The organism is Paraburkholderia sp. GW821-FHT02A12 (genome assembly GCF_059422005.1).
Genome location: NZ_JBWKWA010000001.1, coordinates 4045389 through 4059292, shown reverse-complemented (window position 1 = coordinate 4059292; position 13904 = coordinate 4045389). Strand labels below are relative to the sequence as shown.

The 13904-nt window shown below is 63.5% G+C and carries 12 protein-coding genes and 1 tRNA gene; 4 read left to right on the top strand and 9 right to left on the bottom strand.

Translation table 11 applies throughout. From position 1 onward, the window contains the following. The first annotated feature begins 33 nt into the window (after nucleotides 1-33). From secA to AC07WT_RS18630, 4 genes are all read left to right on the top strand, one after another. A complete protein-coding gene (gene secA / locus AC07WT_RS18645; RefSeq protein WP_492594464.1) occupies nucleotides 34-2844 on the top strand; it encodes a preprotein translocase subunit SecA in 2811 nt (936 codons plus the stop codon). A 150-nt stretch (nucleotides 2845-2994) separates the two neighbouring features. After that, on the top strand, nucleotides 2995-4236 hold the full coding sequence (gene argJ / locus AC07WT_RS18640; protein WP_494948057.1) for a bifunctional glutamate N-acetyltransferase/amino-acid acetyltransferase ArgJ: 1242 nt from the start codon (nucleotides 2995-2997) through the stop codon (nucleotides 4234-4236). Between the two features lie 41 nt (nucleotides 4237-4277). After that, complete coding sequence (locus tag AC07WT_RS18635; RefSeq protein ID WP_492594462.1) at nucleotides 4278-5147, top strand: ATP-binding protein; 870 nt, start codon at nucleotides 4278-4280, stop codon at nucleotides 5145-5147. Next, complete coding sequence (locus AC07WT_RS18630; RefSeq protein ID WP_492594461.1) at nucleotides 5144-5566, top strand: NUDIX domain-containing protein; 423 nt, start codon at nucleotides 5144-5146, stop codon at nucleotides 5564-5566. The genes AC07WT_RS18635 and AC07WT_RS18630 overlap by 4 nt, the downstream gene beginning before the upstream one ends. A 73-nt stretch (nucleotides 5567-5639) precedes the next feature. On the opposite strand, the gene yacG is transcribed toward AC07WT_RS18630, so the two are convergent. The 9 genes from yacG to AC07WT_RS18585 all read right to left on the bottom strand — a co-directional run bounded on the left by yacG (nucleotide 5640) and on the right by AC07WT_RS18585 (nucleotide 13774). After that, nucleotides 5640-5837 (bottom strand): DNA gyrase inhibitor YacG, encoded by a 198-nt coding sequence (gene yacG, locus AC07WT_RS18625; protein WP_492594460.1) that lies wholly within the window; start codon nucleotides 5835-5837, stop codon nucleotides 5640-5642. Nucleotides 5838-5937: 100 nt separating this feature from the next. Beyond that, nucleotides 5938-6693 carry a cell division protein ZapD gene (zapD, locus tag AC07WT_RS18620; protein WP_115099173.1) on the bottom strand — a complete coding sequence of 252 codons (756 nt, stop codon included), beginning with the start codon at nucleotides 6691-6693 and terminating at the stop codon, nucleotides 5938-5940. 227 nt (nucleotides 6694-6920) lie between these two features. Next, entirely contained in the window at nucleotides 6921-7523 is a 603-nt protein-coding gene (gene coaE / locus AC07WT_RS18615) for a dephospho-CoA kinase (protein WP_494948056.1), read from the bottom strand. 3 nt (nucleotides 7524-7526) lie between these two features. Further along, nucleotides 7527-8468 (bottom strand): prepilin peptidase, encoded by a 942-nt coding sequence (locus tag AC07WT_RS18610; RefSeq protein ID WP_494948055.1) that lies wholly within the window; start codon nucleotides 8466-8468, stop codon nucleotides 7527-7529. Nucleotides 8469-8496: 28 nt separating this feature from the next. Then, a complete protein-coding gene (locus AC07WT_RS18605; protein WP_494948054.1) occupies nucleotides 8497-9726 on the bottom strand; it encodes a type II secretion system F family protein in 1230 nt (409 codons plus the stop codon). Further along, nucleotides 9723-11015, bottom strand: coding sequence for a GspE/PulE family protein (locus tag AC07WT_RS18600; protein ID WP_494948053.1), 1293 nt, complete (start codon nucleotides 11013-11015; stop codon nucleotides 9723-9725). The genes AC07WT_RS18605 and AC07WT_RS18600 overlap by 4 nt, the downstream gene beginning before the upstream one ends. A gap of 130 nt (nucleotides 11016-11145) precedes the next feature. Next, nucleotides 11146-12450 (bottom strand): HlyC/CorC family transporter, encoded by a 1305-nt coding sequence (locus AC07WT_RS18595; RefSeq protein WP_494948052.1) that lies wholly within the window; start codon nucleotides 12448-12450, stop codon nucleotides 11146-11148. Nucleotides 12451-12656: 206 nt separating this feature from the next. Next, nucleotides 12657-12733, bottom strand: a tRNA-Pro gene (locus AC07WT_RS18590). Between the two features lie 48 nt (nucleotides 12734-12781). Next, nucleotides 12782-13774 carry a polyprenyl synthetase family protein gene (locus tag AC07WT_RS18585; RefSeq protein ID WP_494948051.1) on the bottom strand — a complete coding sequence of 331 codons (993 nt, stop codon included), beginning with the start codon at nucleotides 13772-13774 and terminating at the stop codon, nucleotides 12782-12784. Nucleotides 13775-13904: the final 130 nt, after the last annotated feature.

The window sequence follows — 13904 nt, the reverse complement described above, 5'->3', positions numbered from 1 at the left end:
ACCAGCCGAAGCCGCGACGCAGACACCGATCCGATGACCACCGGTTTTCTACAGAAGATTTTTGGCAGCCGCAACCAGCGGCTAGTCAAGCAATATCAAAAGACCGTCGCGGCGATCAATGCGCTCGAGCCGCAGATCGAGCAATTGACGGACGATCAACTGCGCGCCAAAACGGGTGAATTCCGTCAGCGCATCGCGAGCGGCGAGTCGCTCGACAAGCTCCTGCCGGAAGCCTTTGCGGTCTGCCGCGAGGCCAGCAAGCGGACGCTGAAAATGCGCCACTTCGACGTGCAGCTGATTGGCGGCATGGTCCTGCACTACGGCAAGATCGGCGAAATGCGTACCGGCGAAGGCAAGACGCTGGTCGCCACGCTGCCGGTCTACCTGAATGCGCTGTCTGGGCGCGGCGTGCACGTCGTCACGGTCAACGATTACCTCGCACAGCGCGACGCCGAATGGATGGCGGGTCTGTACAACTTCCTCGGTCTGTCGGTCGGCATCAATCTGTCGCAGATGGACCATGCCGCGAAGCAGCAAGCGTACGCCGCGGATATCACCTACGGCACCAACAACGAATTCGGCTTCGATTACCTGCGCGACAACATGGTCTACGAGACCGACGCGCGCGTGCAGCGGGCCCTGAATTTCGCGGTGGTCGACGAAGTCGACTCGATCCTGATCGACGAAGCCCGTACGCCGCTGATCATCTCCGGCCAGGCCGAAGACCACACCGAACTCTACGTGCGCATGAACGCGCTGCCGCCGCTGCTCGAACGCCAGATCGGCGAAGAGAAGGCGGACGGCACTGGCGTCGAAAAGCCAGGCGACTACACGCTGGACGAGAAGGGCCGCCAGGTGTTCCTGACGGAATCGGGCCACGAAAAGGCCGAGCGCCTGCTCGCCGAGTGGGGCCTGATCGGCGACGGCGAGAGCCTGTATGCGCCGCAGAACATCACGCTGATGCACCACGTATACGCCGCGTTGCGCGCGCATACGCTGTTCTTCAAAGACCAGCACTATGTCGTGCAGAACGGTGAAGTGATCATCGTCGACGAATTCACCGGGCGTCTGATGTCGGGCCGCCGCTGGTCGGACGGTCTGCACCAGGCTGTCGAGGCGAAGGAACACGTCAAGATTCAGAGCGAGAACCAGACGCTCGCGTCGATCACGTTCCAGAACTATTTCCGCATGTACGCGAAGCTGGCCGGCATGACCGGCACGGCCGACACCGAAGCGTATGAATTCAACGAGATCTACGGTCTCGAGACGGTCGTTATCCCGACCAACCGTCCGCCGAAGCGGATCGACAAGCAGGATCAGATCTACAAAACCGCGAAGGAACGCTACGACGCGGTGATTCGCGATATCCGCGATTGTTACGAGATCGGCCAGCCGGTGCTGGTCGGCACCACGTCGATCGAAAACTCTGAGCTGCTGTCGCATCTGCTGAAGCAGACCGGTTTGCCGCACGAAGTGCTGAACGCCAAGCAGCACGCGCGTGAAGCGGAGATCGTCGCCGAAGCGGGCCGTCCGAAGCGCATCACGATCGCCACCAACATGGCCGGTCGCGGTACCGACATCGTGCTGGGCGGCAATGCGGAAAAGCAGGCGTCCTTCATCGAACGGGACGAAGCGATCCCTGCGGACGAGAAACAGCGCCGCATCCAGAAGCTGCACGACGAATGGCAAGCGCTGCACGATCAGGTGAAGGCCGCAGGCGGTCTGCACATCATCGGCACTGAGCGTCACGAATCGCGCCGGATCGACAACCAGTTGCGCGGCCGTGCGGGCCGTCAGGGCGACCCGGGCTCGTCGCGCTTCTATCTGTCGCTGGAAGATCCGCTGCTGCGCATTTTTGCGGGCGACCGCGTGCGCGCGATCATGGATCGCCTGAAGATGCCGGAAGGCGAAGCGATCGAAGCAGGCATCGTTTCGCGCTCGATTGAATCGGCGCAGCGCAAGGTCGAAGCGCGCAACTTCGATATTCGCAAGCAATTGCTCGAATACGACGATGTGTCGAACGATCAGCGCAAGGTGATCTATCAGCAGCGCAATGAATTGCTCGAAGCGAACGACATCACGGAAACCATCGGCGCAATGCGTCATGGCGTGATCAGCGATATCGTCCACCAGTTCGTCCCGGCCGGCAGCATTGAAGAGCAGTGGGACGTGCCCGAGCTGGAGGAAGTGCTGCGTAACGAATGGCAGCTCGACCTCGCGATTCAGGAAATGATCAACGAGTCGAACTCGATCAGCGCGGACGAGATTCGCGAAGCGGTGCAGGCCGCCGCGGACGAAGCGTACGAATCGAAGGTCGAGCTGGTCGGCCGTGAATCGTTCAGCGCGTTCGAGCGATCGATCATGCTGCAAACGCTGGACCGCAGCTGGCGCGAACATCTGGCGGCGCTCGATCACCTGCGTCAGGGTATCCATCTGCGCGGCTATGCGCAGAAGAATCCGAAGCAGGAGTACAAGCGTGAGGCGTTCGAATTGTTCGCGGCGATGCTCGACTCTGTGAAGCTCGAAGTCACCCGCGTGGTGATGAACGTGCAGATCCAGTCGCCGGAACAGCTGGAGCAGGCTGCCGAGCAGTACGAAGAGCAGGGCAGCCACCTCGAAAACGTCGAGTTTCGTCACGCAGAATTTGCCGAAGCGGCGGCAGCAACGCCTGCCGCGGCGGAAGCGGCCACCGCCGCAATGATCGGCGATGCGATGAGCCACGGCTCGTTGCACGCCGCAGCATCGGACGTCAGCACGGAGAATGTGCCGAAGGTCGGCCGCAACGACCCGTGCCCATGCGGCAGCGGCAAGAAGTACAAGCAGTGCCACGGCAAGATCGCGTAAAGGCGAAGGCGGCGCGCTTCATGCGCGCCGCGTCGTTTTTTGCGCTGCTTTGCTGGTGATTCCGCGGTGACCCGGCAACACCCCCGGGCCATCAGTTTCCGATCCCTCGATGCCGGCGCCTGCCGGCATTTTCTTCGACAGGTCGCGACCATGGCTGTCAATTTCCCCTCGATCGATCCCGCTCAACTCCATCCCGTCGCCGGCGTTACGCTGGGCTGGGCGGAGGCGAATATCCGCAAGCCGAACCGCAAGGACGTGCTGGTCATTTCCGTCGCTGAAGGCGCGACGGTGGGCGGCGCGTTCACGCAGAACCGCTTTTGCGCCGCGCCCGTGACGGTGTGCCGCGAGAATCTGGAGCGCGTGCGCGCAGGCGGGAAGCCGATTCGCGCGCTGGTGATCAACACCGGCAACGCGAACGCGGGTACGGGCGAACCGGGGCTCACGCATGCGCGCGAAACCTGCACTGAACTCGCACGTCTGGCCGATATCGCGCCGGAGCAGGTGCTGCCGTTTTCGACGGGCGTGATTCTGGAACCGCTGCCGGTCGATCGTCTTAAGGCAGGCCTGCCGGCCGCGCTGGCGAACCGCAAGGAAGCCAACTGGTACGAGGCCGCGCAGGCGATCATGACCACGGACACGCTGCCCAAAGCCACCTCGCGCCAGGTGACGATCGACGGCCATACGGTCACGCTCACGGGCATCAGCAAGGGCGCGGGCATGATCAAGCCGAACATGGCGACCATGCTCGGCTTCCTCGCGTTCGACGCCGCTGTCGCGCAACCGGTGCTCGACGCGCTGGTCAAGCACGTCGCGGACCGCTCGTTCAACTGCATCACGATCGACGGCGACACGTCGACCAATGATTCTTTCATCCTGATCGCGTCGGGCAAATCGAGCCTGCCAGCGGTCACGTCCACCGATTCGCCCGCTTATGCAGCGCTGCGCGACGCGGTGACCGAAGTCGCCCAGACCCTCGCGCAACTGATCGTGCGCGACGGCGAAGGCGCGACGAAATTCATGACGGTGCACGTGGAAGGTGGTTCGAGCGTCGCCGAATGCCGCCAGATCGCGTACGCGATCGGCCATTCGCCGCTCGTGAAAACGGCCTTCTATGCATCGGACCCGAATCTCGGCCGCATTCTCGCGGCCATCGGCTATGCCGGCGTGGACGATCTCGACGTCGGCAAGATCGATCTGTATCTGGATGACGTGCTGGTCGCGACGGCCGGCGGCCGCAATCCGGCCTACCGTGAAGAAGATGGCCAGCGCGTCATGAAAAAGAGCGAGATCGGTATTCGTGTCGTGCTCGGTCGCGGCAATGCGCAAGCCACGATCTGGACTTGCGATCTGTCGCACGACTACGTGAGCATCAACGCCGACTATCGTTCATAACCAGGTTCATTACGCGGCTTCCAACCGCTTATTTCACCGCCATGGACAAACTCGAACAGTTTCTGACCCGGGCCGAAGCCGTGCTCGGCCGTCTCGAAGCGATGCTTCCGCCTGCCGCACCGGATATCGACTGGTCGGCCGCGCTCGCCTTTCGCTGGCGCAAGCGCCAGGGGCGCGGCTATCTGCAGCCGGTGCCCGCCATCTCGGCGATCACGCTCGACGACCTGCAAAACATCGATCGCCAGAAAGGGCTGATCGAGCAGAACACGCGTCAATTTGTGCACAAGCAGCCGGCCAACAACGTGTTGCTGACGGGCGCACGCGGCACCGGCAAGTCGTCGCTGATCAAGGCTTGCCTGAATGCGTACGCGAAAGACGGCCTGCGTCTGATCGAGGTGGATAAAGACGATCTTCACGATCTCGGCGATATCGTCGATCTGATCGCGCAGCGGCCGGAGCGCTTCGTGGTGTTCTGCGATGACCTGTCTTTCGAAGACGGCGAATCGGGCTACAAGGCGCTGAAGGTCGCGCTCGACGGCTCGATCGCCGCGCAGTCGGACAACGTGCTGATCTATGCGACGTCGAACCGCCGCCATCTGCTGCCCGAGTACATGAGCGACAACGAGACGTACAAGCACATGGCCGACGGCGAGATCCATCCGGGCGAACTGGTCGAAGAAAAGATCTCACTGTCCGAGCGTTTCGGGCTGTGGGTCAGCTTTTATCCGTTCAAGCAGGACGACTACCTGTCGATCATCGGCCACTGGCTGCGCCATTTCGGCTGTGACGACGCGGAAGTCGAAGCGGCGCGCGGCGACGCGCTGGTGTGGGCGCTGGAGCGCGGTTCGCGCTCGGGGCGCGTCGCGTGGCAGTTCGCTCGCGACTGGTCGGGCCGGAAGACCCCGGTATGAGCGACGCGCAGAAGAATGCTAACGGGCGGCCGGTGACGGAAGTCGCCGTCGGCGTGCTGATTCAGCAGGACGGACGCTATTTGCTGGCGCAGCGCCCGGCTGGCAAGCCGTACGAGGGCTACTGGGAGTTTCCGGGCGGCAAGCTGGAAGCGGGCGAGTCGGTCGAGGCAGCGCTCGCTCGCGAGTTGCACGAGGAGTTGGGGATCGACGTCAAAGCGAGCCACCTTTGGCACACGCTCGAGCACGATTACCCGCACGCCTATGTGCGGCTGTTTTTCTGCAAGGTGACGGACTGGACCGGCGAGCCGCACGGGCGTGAGGGCCAGGCGTTCGTCTGGCAGGCGCTGCCCGCAGATGTTGCGCCGCTGTTGCCGGCGACGATTCCGGTGCTGGAATGGCTCGCGGCTGAGAAAAAGTAGAAAGAATGGCGCGCGGTTGCGGGCGCTGCATTAGCGCAGCGTCGGCCCGCGTGACCCAACGTAGCGGTTGCGTTCAGTGCGGGTTGTAGTCCCCGCCAGGCGATTCATCGGACGATGCTTCTTTGTCCGTGCCGCCGATCTTGTACTTCTCGGCGGCCCAGGCACCGAGGTCGATCTGCTTGCAACGATCCGAGCAGAACGGGCGGAAGCGGTTCTCAGGGGTCCAGCGGACATCCTTTCCGCAAGTGGGGCATTTGACGACAGTAGGCATACGGTCAGGCAGTTAATCGCAAACGGAACATGGCTCGAATATAGGGGATTTCGCGCCGCTTTAAAGGCGCGCCCCGCGCTTCGGTTTTACAAAGCGGACGTTACAGGCTGCACAAGGTGAGCTGAAATGGCACGTCGACATCCACTGCGCGCGGGCGCAAATCGCCGTCCTGAACAGTGAAGCGTACCCACAGCATGTACTTGTTGGCGCTCGCCTCCGGAATCACACGCAATTCGGGTGCCACCCGCACCTGCATCAATTGATAAGAACGGCCTGACAGCATTTGCTGATAGCTGCCCTGCATGGCCATCACCTTGGACGCTTGGCCGGATTCGCGCGCGAGGCGCAAGACGATCGTGGCTGCGTCGCGCAGCGGCAGCAGCGGTGTGACCCACTTGGCGATGTCCTGGCGGCGCTGATCGGGATGCGTTTGCTGCCACGCGTAATACGAAGGCAAATCGAACTTGCAGGTGCCGCCCGGGATGATCGCGCGGCTGCGGATGCTGGCAAGCCATTCGTTGTCTGCAAGATGCTGGCCGGTTTTGCCCTGCATCTGCGCAAGCCCCGCCAGGGTCTGTTCGATTTCGCCGAGCACGGCTTCGAGCGCATTCTGTTCGATGCCCGGATTGCCGCGGAACGGCGCCAGCGTTTGCCGTTGCCGTTCGAGTTCCTTCATCAGATCCGACTTCAGATCCGCGCGACCCGCGACTTCAGAGATTTCGAACAACGTGGTCAGTGCGACGTGATGTTCCCTGGCATCTTCCTGAGTCAGAAAGAATGTGAAGCGCTCGAACAGATCTTCGAGGCGCAATAGCGTCCGGATTCGCTCGTTGAAGGGATACTCGTAAAGGATCAAGCGGGCTCGCCTCGGGCGTGGTCGGTGACGGGAATGCAGAACATTCTAATGCCGCGAGACTACCCTAGCAATCACGCACTTTTTCAGCGCGCGTTCGCAACTTTTTTCGCGTGTTTCGGGCGGTTTCTGCGTGCTTCGGCTATCGCCGTGCTGCAAAGTTCAATGGTTCAATGCGGAGTGCGCACCGAAGTACGCATGTTACGTGCCGCTCATGCGCGCCTCGTTGCTCACGCGCCTGCGAGCGCCAAATACACGCGATGCTGCGCGTCGACCTGCGCCACGAGCGCATCGAGCGGCGCGTTGTCGTTGTCGATCACGTCGTCGGCTGCGGCGAGGCGCGCTTCGCGCGTGGCCTGCCGGGCGATGATCGCCAGCACCTGTTCGCGGCTGAACGCGTTGCGGCGCATCACGCGCGAGATTTGCGTTTCGACGCTGCAATCGACGGTCAGCACGCGATTCACACGGCTCTTCCAGCTACCCGACTCGACCAGCAGCGGGACGACCACGATTACATACGGTCCGCGCGCCTCGCGCTGCTCGCGCTCGGTCTCCGCGCGAATCAACGGGTGTGTGATGCCTTCGAGGCGCTTGCGCGCGCCGTCGTCGCTGAACACCAGGGTGCGCATGCGGGCGCGGTCGAGCGAGCCGTCCGCCACGACGAACGAGTCGCCGAACTCGGCGGCGATCTGCGGCATCGCAATACCTTGCGCCGCGGTGATGCGGTGCGCGATCAGGTCCGTATCGACGAGCGGCACGCCGCGCGCGGCGAACAGATCCGCCACGGTCGATTTGCCGCTGCCGATGCCGCCGGTCAATCCCACAGCAAACATGCTTCAGCCCCCCAGAGCCAGATAAAGCGGTGTGCCGAGAAACAGCGTAACAGCACCGCCCGCGGCCAGAAACGGTCCGAACGGCAGCGGTTCCTCGAAGCGCATGCGTCCGCGCCACGTTGCCGCGAGACCGACCACCGCGCCGGCGACCGCCGCGATCAGCACGATTTGCGGCAGCGCGGCCCAGCCGAGCCACGCACCGAGCGCGGCCAGCAGTTTGAAATCGCCATAACCCATGCCTTCGACGCCGCGCACCAACCGGAACAGCCAGTGCACGACCCACAACACCAGGTAGCCGAAGATCGCGCCCAGCACTGCATCGTGCAGGCTCGCGAACATGCCGTTGAAGTTGACGATCAGACCTGCCCACAAAAGCGGCAGCGTCATCGAGTCCGGCAGCAGATGGGTGTCGATGTCGATCGCGCTCATCGCCAGCAACGCGGCGCACAGGCCGAAAGCGGCGAGCGCCATGCCGGTCGGGCCATACAGCGCGAGCGCGCCTGCCGCGCAGGCGGCGCTGGCGATTTCGAGCAACGGGTAGCGCAGGCTCACGCGCCTTTTGCATGCGGAGCAGCGCCCGCGCAGCAGCAGATAGCTCAGCACGGGCAGGTTTTCCCAGGCGCTCAGCACGTGGCCGCAGTGCGGGCAGGCGCTGCGCGGCACCCACAAGTTGTAGCGCGCGGGCAGGCCGTCTTCTTCGAGCGGTTTGTCGGTCGCCTCGCTGACTTCCTCGCGCCATGCGCGCTCGAGCATGATCGGCACGCGATGCACGACCACGTTGAGGAAACTGCCGATCACGAGGCCGAACACGATCGCGAATGCAATCTGCAGTCCGGCGGGCAAGCTGCCGAACGCGAGGCAGAGCCCGGCTGCGAAGTGAACGGGTAGCAAGCCCGAAAGCACGCTGGAAGAGGTTTCTGACACGAGTTGGGCGGTAGCCTGCATGGCGAAAGAGTTGGATTCGGCTGCGATGCTACACCACGTTGCCGAGTTGAATAATGGGAAGATACATCGCGATTACAAGGCCGCCGACCAGCGTACCGAGCACGACGATGACGAGCGGCTCGCACAGGCTCGACAGCGTGCCGATCTTTTCGTCTACCTGACGATCGCTCAGAGACGCTATGTCGATCAGCATCGTATCGAGCGCGCCGGATTCTTCGGCGACCGCCACCGGCTGGACGACCTCCGGCGGAAAACAGAGCGCCGCGCGCATCGCCGCGGCGAGCCGTTCGCCGCGCCGCAGCCGCGCGGCAATTTCCGCGGTGGCGCGGTCGAAGAATGCGTTGCCGGTGGCGTGCGTCAATGAATCGAATGCGTCGGCGAGTGGCGTGCCGGCTGACAGCAGCGTGCCGAGCGCGCGGCTCCAGCGGGCCGCGCATAACGTGCCCAGCAACGGACCGGCGACCGGTATTGTCAGCGACAGGCGGGCGAAGGAGATGCGTGCCGCTTCGGAACGCCGTAGCAGAAACGTCACGGCCCAGGCTGCGGCGAAACACATGACGACCACGGGTATGCTCCAGCGCGCTGCAGCGGATGAGAGCGCCAGCACGAACTGCGTCGGTGCGGGCAGCTTCGCGCCGAAGCCGTCGAAGATCTGCTTGAAGGTGGGGACGACCCATATCAGCAACGCTGCGGTAATCGCAATCGCGAGCAGCAGAATCGCCACCGGATAGGTCAGCGCCGCTCGCACCTTGGCACGCTGCGCGGCGGCGCGTTCGCGGTCGTCGGCGAGCCGGGCGAGGACCGTTGCCAATGCGCCGGCCGCTTCGCCGACCTCGACGAGCTGGCAGTACAACGCATTGAATTGCGCCGGATGCCGCTGCAACGCCGCCGAAAAACGCAGGCCGGCGGTGATATCACGCGCCAGCGCACCGACGATCCGCGGCATGCCGGGCCGGCGCGAACTTTGCGCCTGGGCGAGAAGGTCGAGCGCGGGCGCGAGCGGCAAACCGGCGCGCAACAGACTGGCAAGCTGGCGGGTGAATATCGTGACGTCGGCGGCGCGCGTTTTGGGGCGCGGCGCCGGCCCGCGGGCTGTCAGTTCGACGATGAACAAGTTGTCTCGCTTGAGCATCGCTCGCGCGGCGCCGGCGTCCGGCGCAATGAGTGCGCCGTTTTTGTGGACGCCGTCGGCGTCGACGCCGCGCCATCGGAAACGCAGATCGGCAGATGCGGGCTGAGGAGGTGTGGCGGCGATCATGCGACCTCGGTAGCGGCAAGCGCTTCGGCGAGACTCGTGGTGCCGTCGCGGACGCGGGCCAACGCCGCGTCGCGCAACGTGGCCACCCGTTCGGTTTGCGCGAGGCGGGCAAGCTCGTGCGTGCTTGCGCTCGTTACGATCAGCTCGCGCATCGCGTCGGAGATGGGCATCACCTGGTGAACCCCGACGCGGCCCCGGTAGCCGATGCCGTGGCAGGCCGCGCATCCGCTCGCGGCATACGGCTGCCAGCCGTCGAGTTGGTGGCCGGCAAAGCCCGCTGCTCGCAGCGCCGCCGCCGATTGCGGCGCCGGTGCGCGGCAGGCCGTACAAAGCCGCCGCACCAGCCGCTGCGCCGTCACCATCCGCAGCGCGGCGGCGAGGTTGTACGGCTCGACGCCGATGTCGATCAGGCGCGCAACGGCAGCAGGGGCGTCGTTCGTATGCAGGGTGGACAGCACCAGGTGGCCGGTTTGCGCGGCTTTTACGGCGACGTCGGCGGTTTCGTCGTCGCGGATTTCGCCGACCATGATCACGTCCGGGTCCTGACGCAGAAACGCGCGCAACGCCACTGCGAAGGTCAGCCCGGCCTTTTCGCGCACGCTGACCTGATTGATTCCCGCCAGTTGAATCTCAGCCGGATCTTCGACCGAACATAGATTGCGCGCCTCGTCATTGAGCAGTTGCAGAAAGCAGTACAGCGACAGCGTCTTGCCGCTGCCAGTCGGGCCGGTGACGAGCACGAGGCCGTGCGGCGCGCGGATTGCGGCGTCCACCGCTTTGCGCTGTTGCGGATCGAGGCCGAGCGAGTCGAGCGAAAGGTCGGCGGGCAGCGCGTCGAGCCTGCGTAACACCAGCTTTTCGCCGAACAGGGTAGGCAGCGAGTTGACGCGATAGTCTTCGGTCCGGCCGGGCGACGTGGCGATACGCAGCCGGCCGTCCTGCGGCACCCGCCGCTCGGCGATGTCCATGCGCGCCAGCACCTTCACGCGCGTGATGAACGCGTCGCGCAAATGTGCCGGGGGCGCGGGGATCTCATGCAGCACGCCGTCGATCCGCAAACGCACGCGCCAGCCGCGCTCCGCCGGTTCGATGTGCAGGTCCGACGCGTTGCGGCGGGTCGCTTCCTGCAACGTGTCGGTCAGCAGCCGAACGGCAGGAGCGTCGCCGGGATCGGGGAGGTTTGTGCCGGCTTGCGCCGCGAACGCGTTGGGTTGCGGTTTGGCGGCGATTTCGCTATCGAAAGCGATGGACCGCAACGCCGGCGCCGCCGGTTGAAAAGAAACTTGCATGAGGGACCGGTGATGAGCCGCCTGTAGAACACGACGACTTCATCATCCGGTAAGGCGGCGCTCGCCACCATTCAGTCGATCGGCTAATGGCGCGCGTTGTGCCCGTGTGCGATGCTGCAGCGTGCAGGACTTAGCGGCGCGCCGCTTTCGTGGCTTTCGCGCCGGCGCGCGTGGGTGGCTTGAACAGCTTGACGGTGCGGATCGCCTGATCGTCGCTGCGCATCACTTCGAGTTTCACGTCGCCGATCTGCACGCACATGTCGCCGTCGGGGATGTCTTCGAGAATTTCGAGGATCAGGCCGTTGAGCGTTTTCGGTCCGTCGGTGGGCAGCGTGAGATGCAGCCAGCGGTTCAGTTCGCGCAGCGGCATGCTGCCCGCGACGATGCATTCGCCGTTCTCGTTCCAGCCGCCGCGCGAATTGGCGCCGCGTGGAATCGACGTGGTGAATTCGCCGATCAGTTCTTCGATGATGTCTTCCGGCGTGACCAGCCCTTGCAGCTCGCCGTACTCGTTGACGACCAGCGCCGTGCGATGGCGGCTTTCCTGGAAGTACTGCAGCTGCTGGAACACCGGTGTGCCGGTCGGCACGAAATACGGCTCGGCCAGCAGTTCGCGCAGCGTCTCGCGCTCCAGTTCCTGGTTGTGCAGCGCCGCCAGCGTCTTGCGCACATGCAGCACGCCGAGTACCCGGTCGATATCGCCCTGATAGACGATCAGCTTGTTGTGATAGCAGGTTTCGAGCTGATGAAGGATCTGCTCGAATGGCGCGTCGAAGTCGAGCGCTTCGATCCGGCGGCGCGGGATCATCACGTCGTCGACGGAAATGTTTTCGAGGTCGAACAGGTTCAGCAGAATGCTGCGGTGCTTGGTGGGCATGAAGCTGCCCGATTCGAGCACGATGGTGCGGAGCTCTTCGGTGGAAAGACGCTGATCGCGCGCGCCCTTGGTATTGATATGCAGCACCCGCAGGATGCTGTTCGCGAACAGATTGACGAACCAGACGAGCGGCTTGGCGACGCGCATCATCGGCGCGATCAGCAGGCTGGCCGGCAGCGCTATCTTTTCCGGGAACGTCGCGCCGACGATTTTCGGCGTGATCTCCGCGAACACGATGATCAGAAACGCAACGATGCCGGTCGCGATCGACAGCACCACGTTGTTACGGCCGAATGTGTGCAGCGCGATCGAGGTGGTGAGCACCGGGATGATCGTGTTGAACAGATTGTTGCCGATCAGGACGACGCTCAACAGCTGGTCGGTGCGTGCGAGCAGACCTTGCGTGGTCTTTGCGCCGAGCACGTTCTGATTGGCAAGATGTTTCAGGCGATGGCGGTTGATCGCCATCATCGCCGTTTCGGAAATCGAAAAGAAACTGGAGCAGACGAGCAGCAGAAAGACGGCGCCAATCTGCGCCCATAAGGGAAGTTGTTCCACGCGTCGTGAAGGATAGGGGACAGGATGGAGAGAATATAGCAGAGGGGGCCATGCGAGCCGCCTGGCCGGATGGCTTAAGGCACATGACACTCCCGCGCGGATCTCGCATGATGAAGCGAAAAGAGGCGCAAAAAATCGCGACCCAAAACAAAAAACCGCCGAGCAAGCTGGGCGGTTTTTCGAGCCTTGAGCTAACAAGGCAAATCTGGTCGGGGTGAGAGGATTCGAACCTCCGGCCTCTACGTCCCGAACGTAGCGCTCTACCAGGCTAAGCTACACCCCGATTTGTACTGCGGACTCGATTCAGACTATTCCGGCGTTTCAGTCCCGTTCAAGACTGTCTTGCCGTCGAGTAAGAACATAATTTTAGCAGGCTTTCTTTGTAAATGGAATCGGGAAACGAAGAAATTGCGGCGGCGGCTGCCTGGGCTTCCTGTTTCGCGCATTCGAGCGTGTGATCCAGCGCGCCGGAACGCGTGATGGCTTCGAAAATCGTGTCGAAACGGTCGGTTCCGCCCTGTTCGATCGCCTCGCGTGCGAGCGCCGACTGCTCCGGCGTGCCGCGTTCGATCAGATAGATCAGCGGGAGCGTGGGTTTGCCTTCGCGCAGGTCGTCGCCGGCGTTCTTGCCCATCGATTCCGCCGTACCCGTGTAGTCGAGCCAGTCGTCCATGATCTGGAACGCTGTGCCGATGCGCCGGCCGAATTCCGCCGCCGCGGCTTCGGTTTTCGCGTCCGAGCCGGCCAGCACCGCGCCGAGCTGGGCGGCGGCTTCGAACAGTTTGGCGGTTTTGTAGCGGATCACCTGCATGTAGCGCGCTTCGTCCACGTCGGCGTCGTGCATGTTTAGCAGTTGCAGCACTTCGCCTTCGGAGATGATGTTGGTCGCCTCCGACAGGATTTCCATCACACGCATCTTGCCCACGCCGACCATCATCTGGAACGAGCGTGAGTACAGAAAATCGCCAACCAGCACGCTCGCCGCGTTGCCGAACAGCGCGTTGGCGGTCTGCCGGCCGCGCCGCAGATCGGATTCGTCGACTACGTCGTCGTGCAGCAGCGTGGCCGTATGGATGAATTCGACCACCGCGGCCAGTTCATGCCGATGCCCGGTGGTTTCGCCCAGCGCGCCCGCCACCAGCAGCAGCAGCGCGGGCCGCAGCCGCTTGCCGCCGGCGCTGATGATGTACTCGGATATCTGATTGATCAGCATCACGTCGGACGCCAGACGGTGCCGTATGACGCGATTGACCTGCTGCATGTCTTCGGCTATCGGAGCGAGCAGGCTGGCGGCGTTGGAGGAGGGGGTGGCAGTCGACGACATGATGGCTGAATTGGGTAGTGCCGCGAATTATAAGGCGAATCGCGACAGTTCCGGGTCGCAGGCTGTGGCGCGGCGTAATGCGGGCCACAGCAAGGGCGTGCGCCGGTGCCGTACGGCGGGCGTTGGGCGG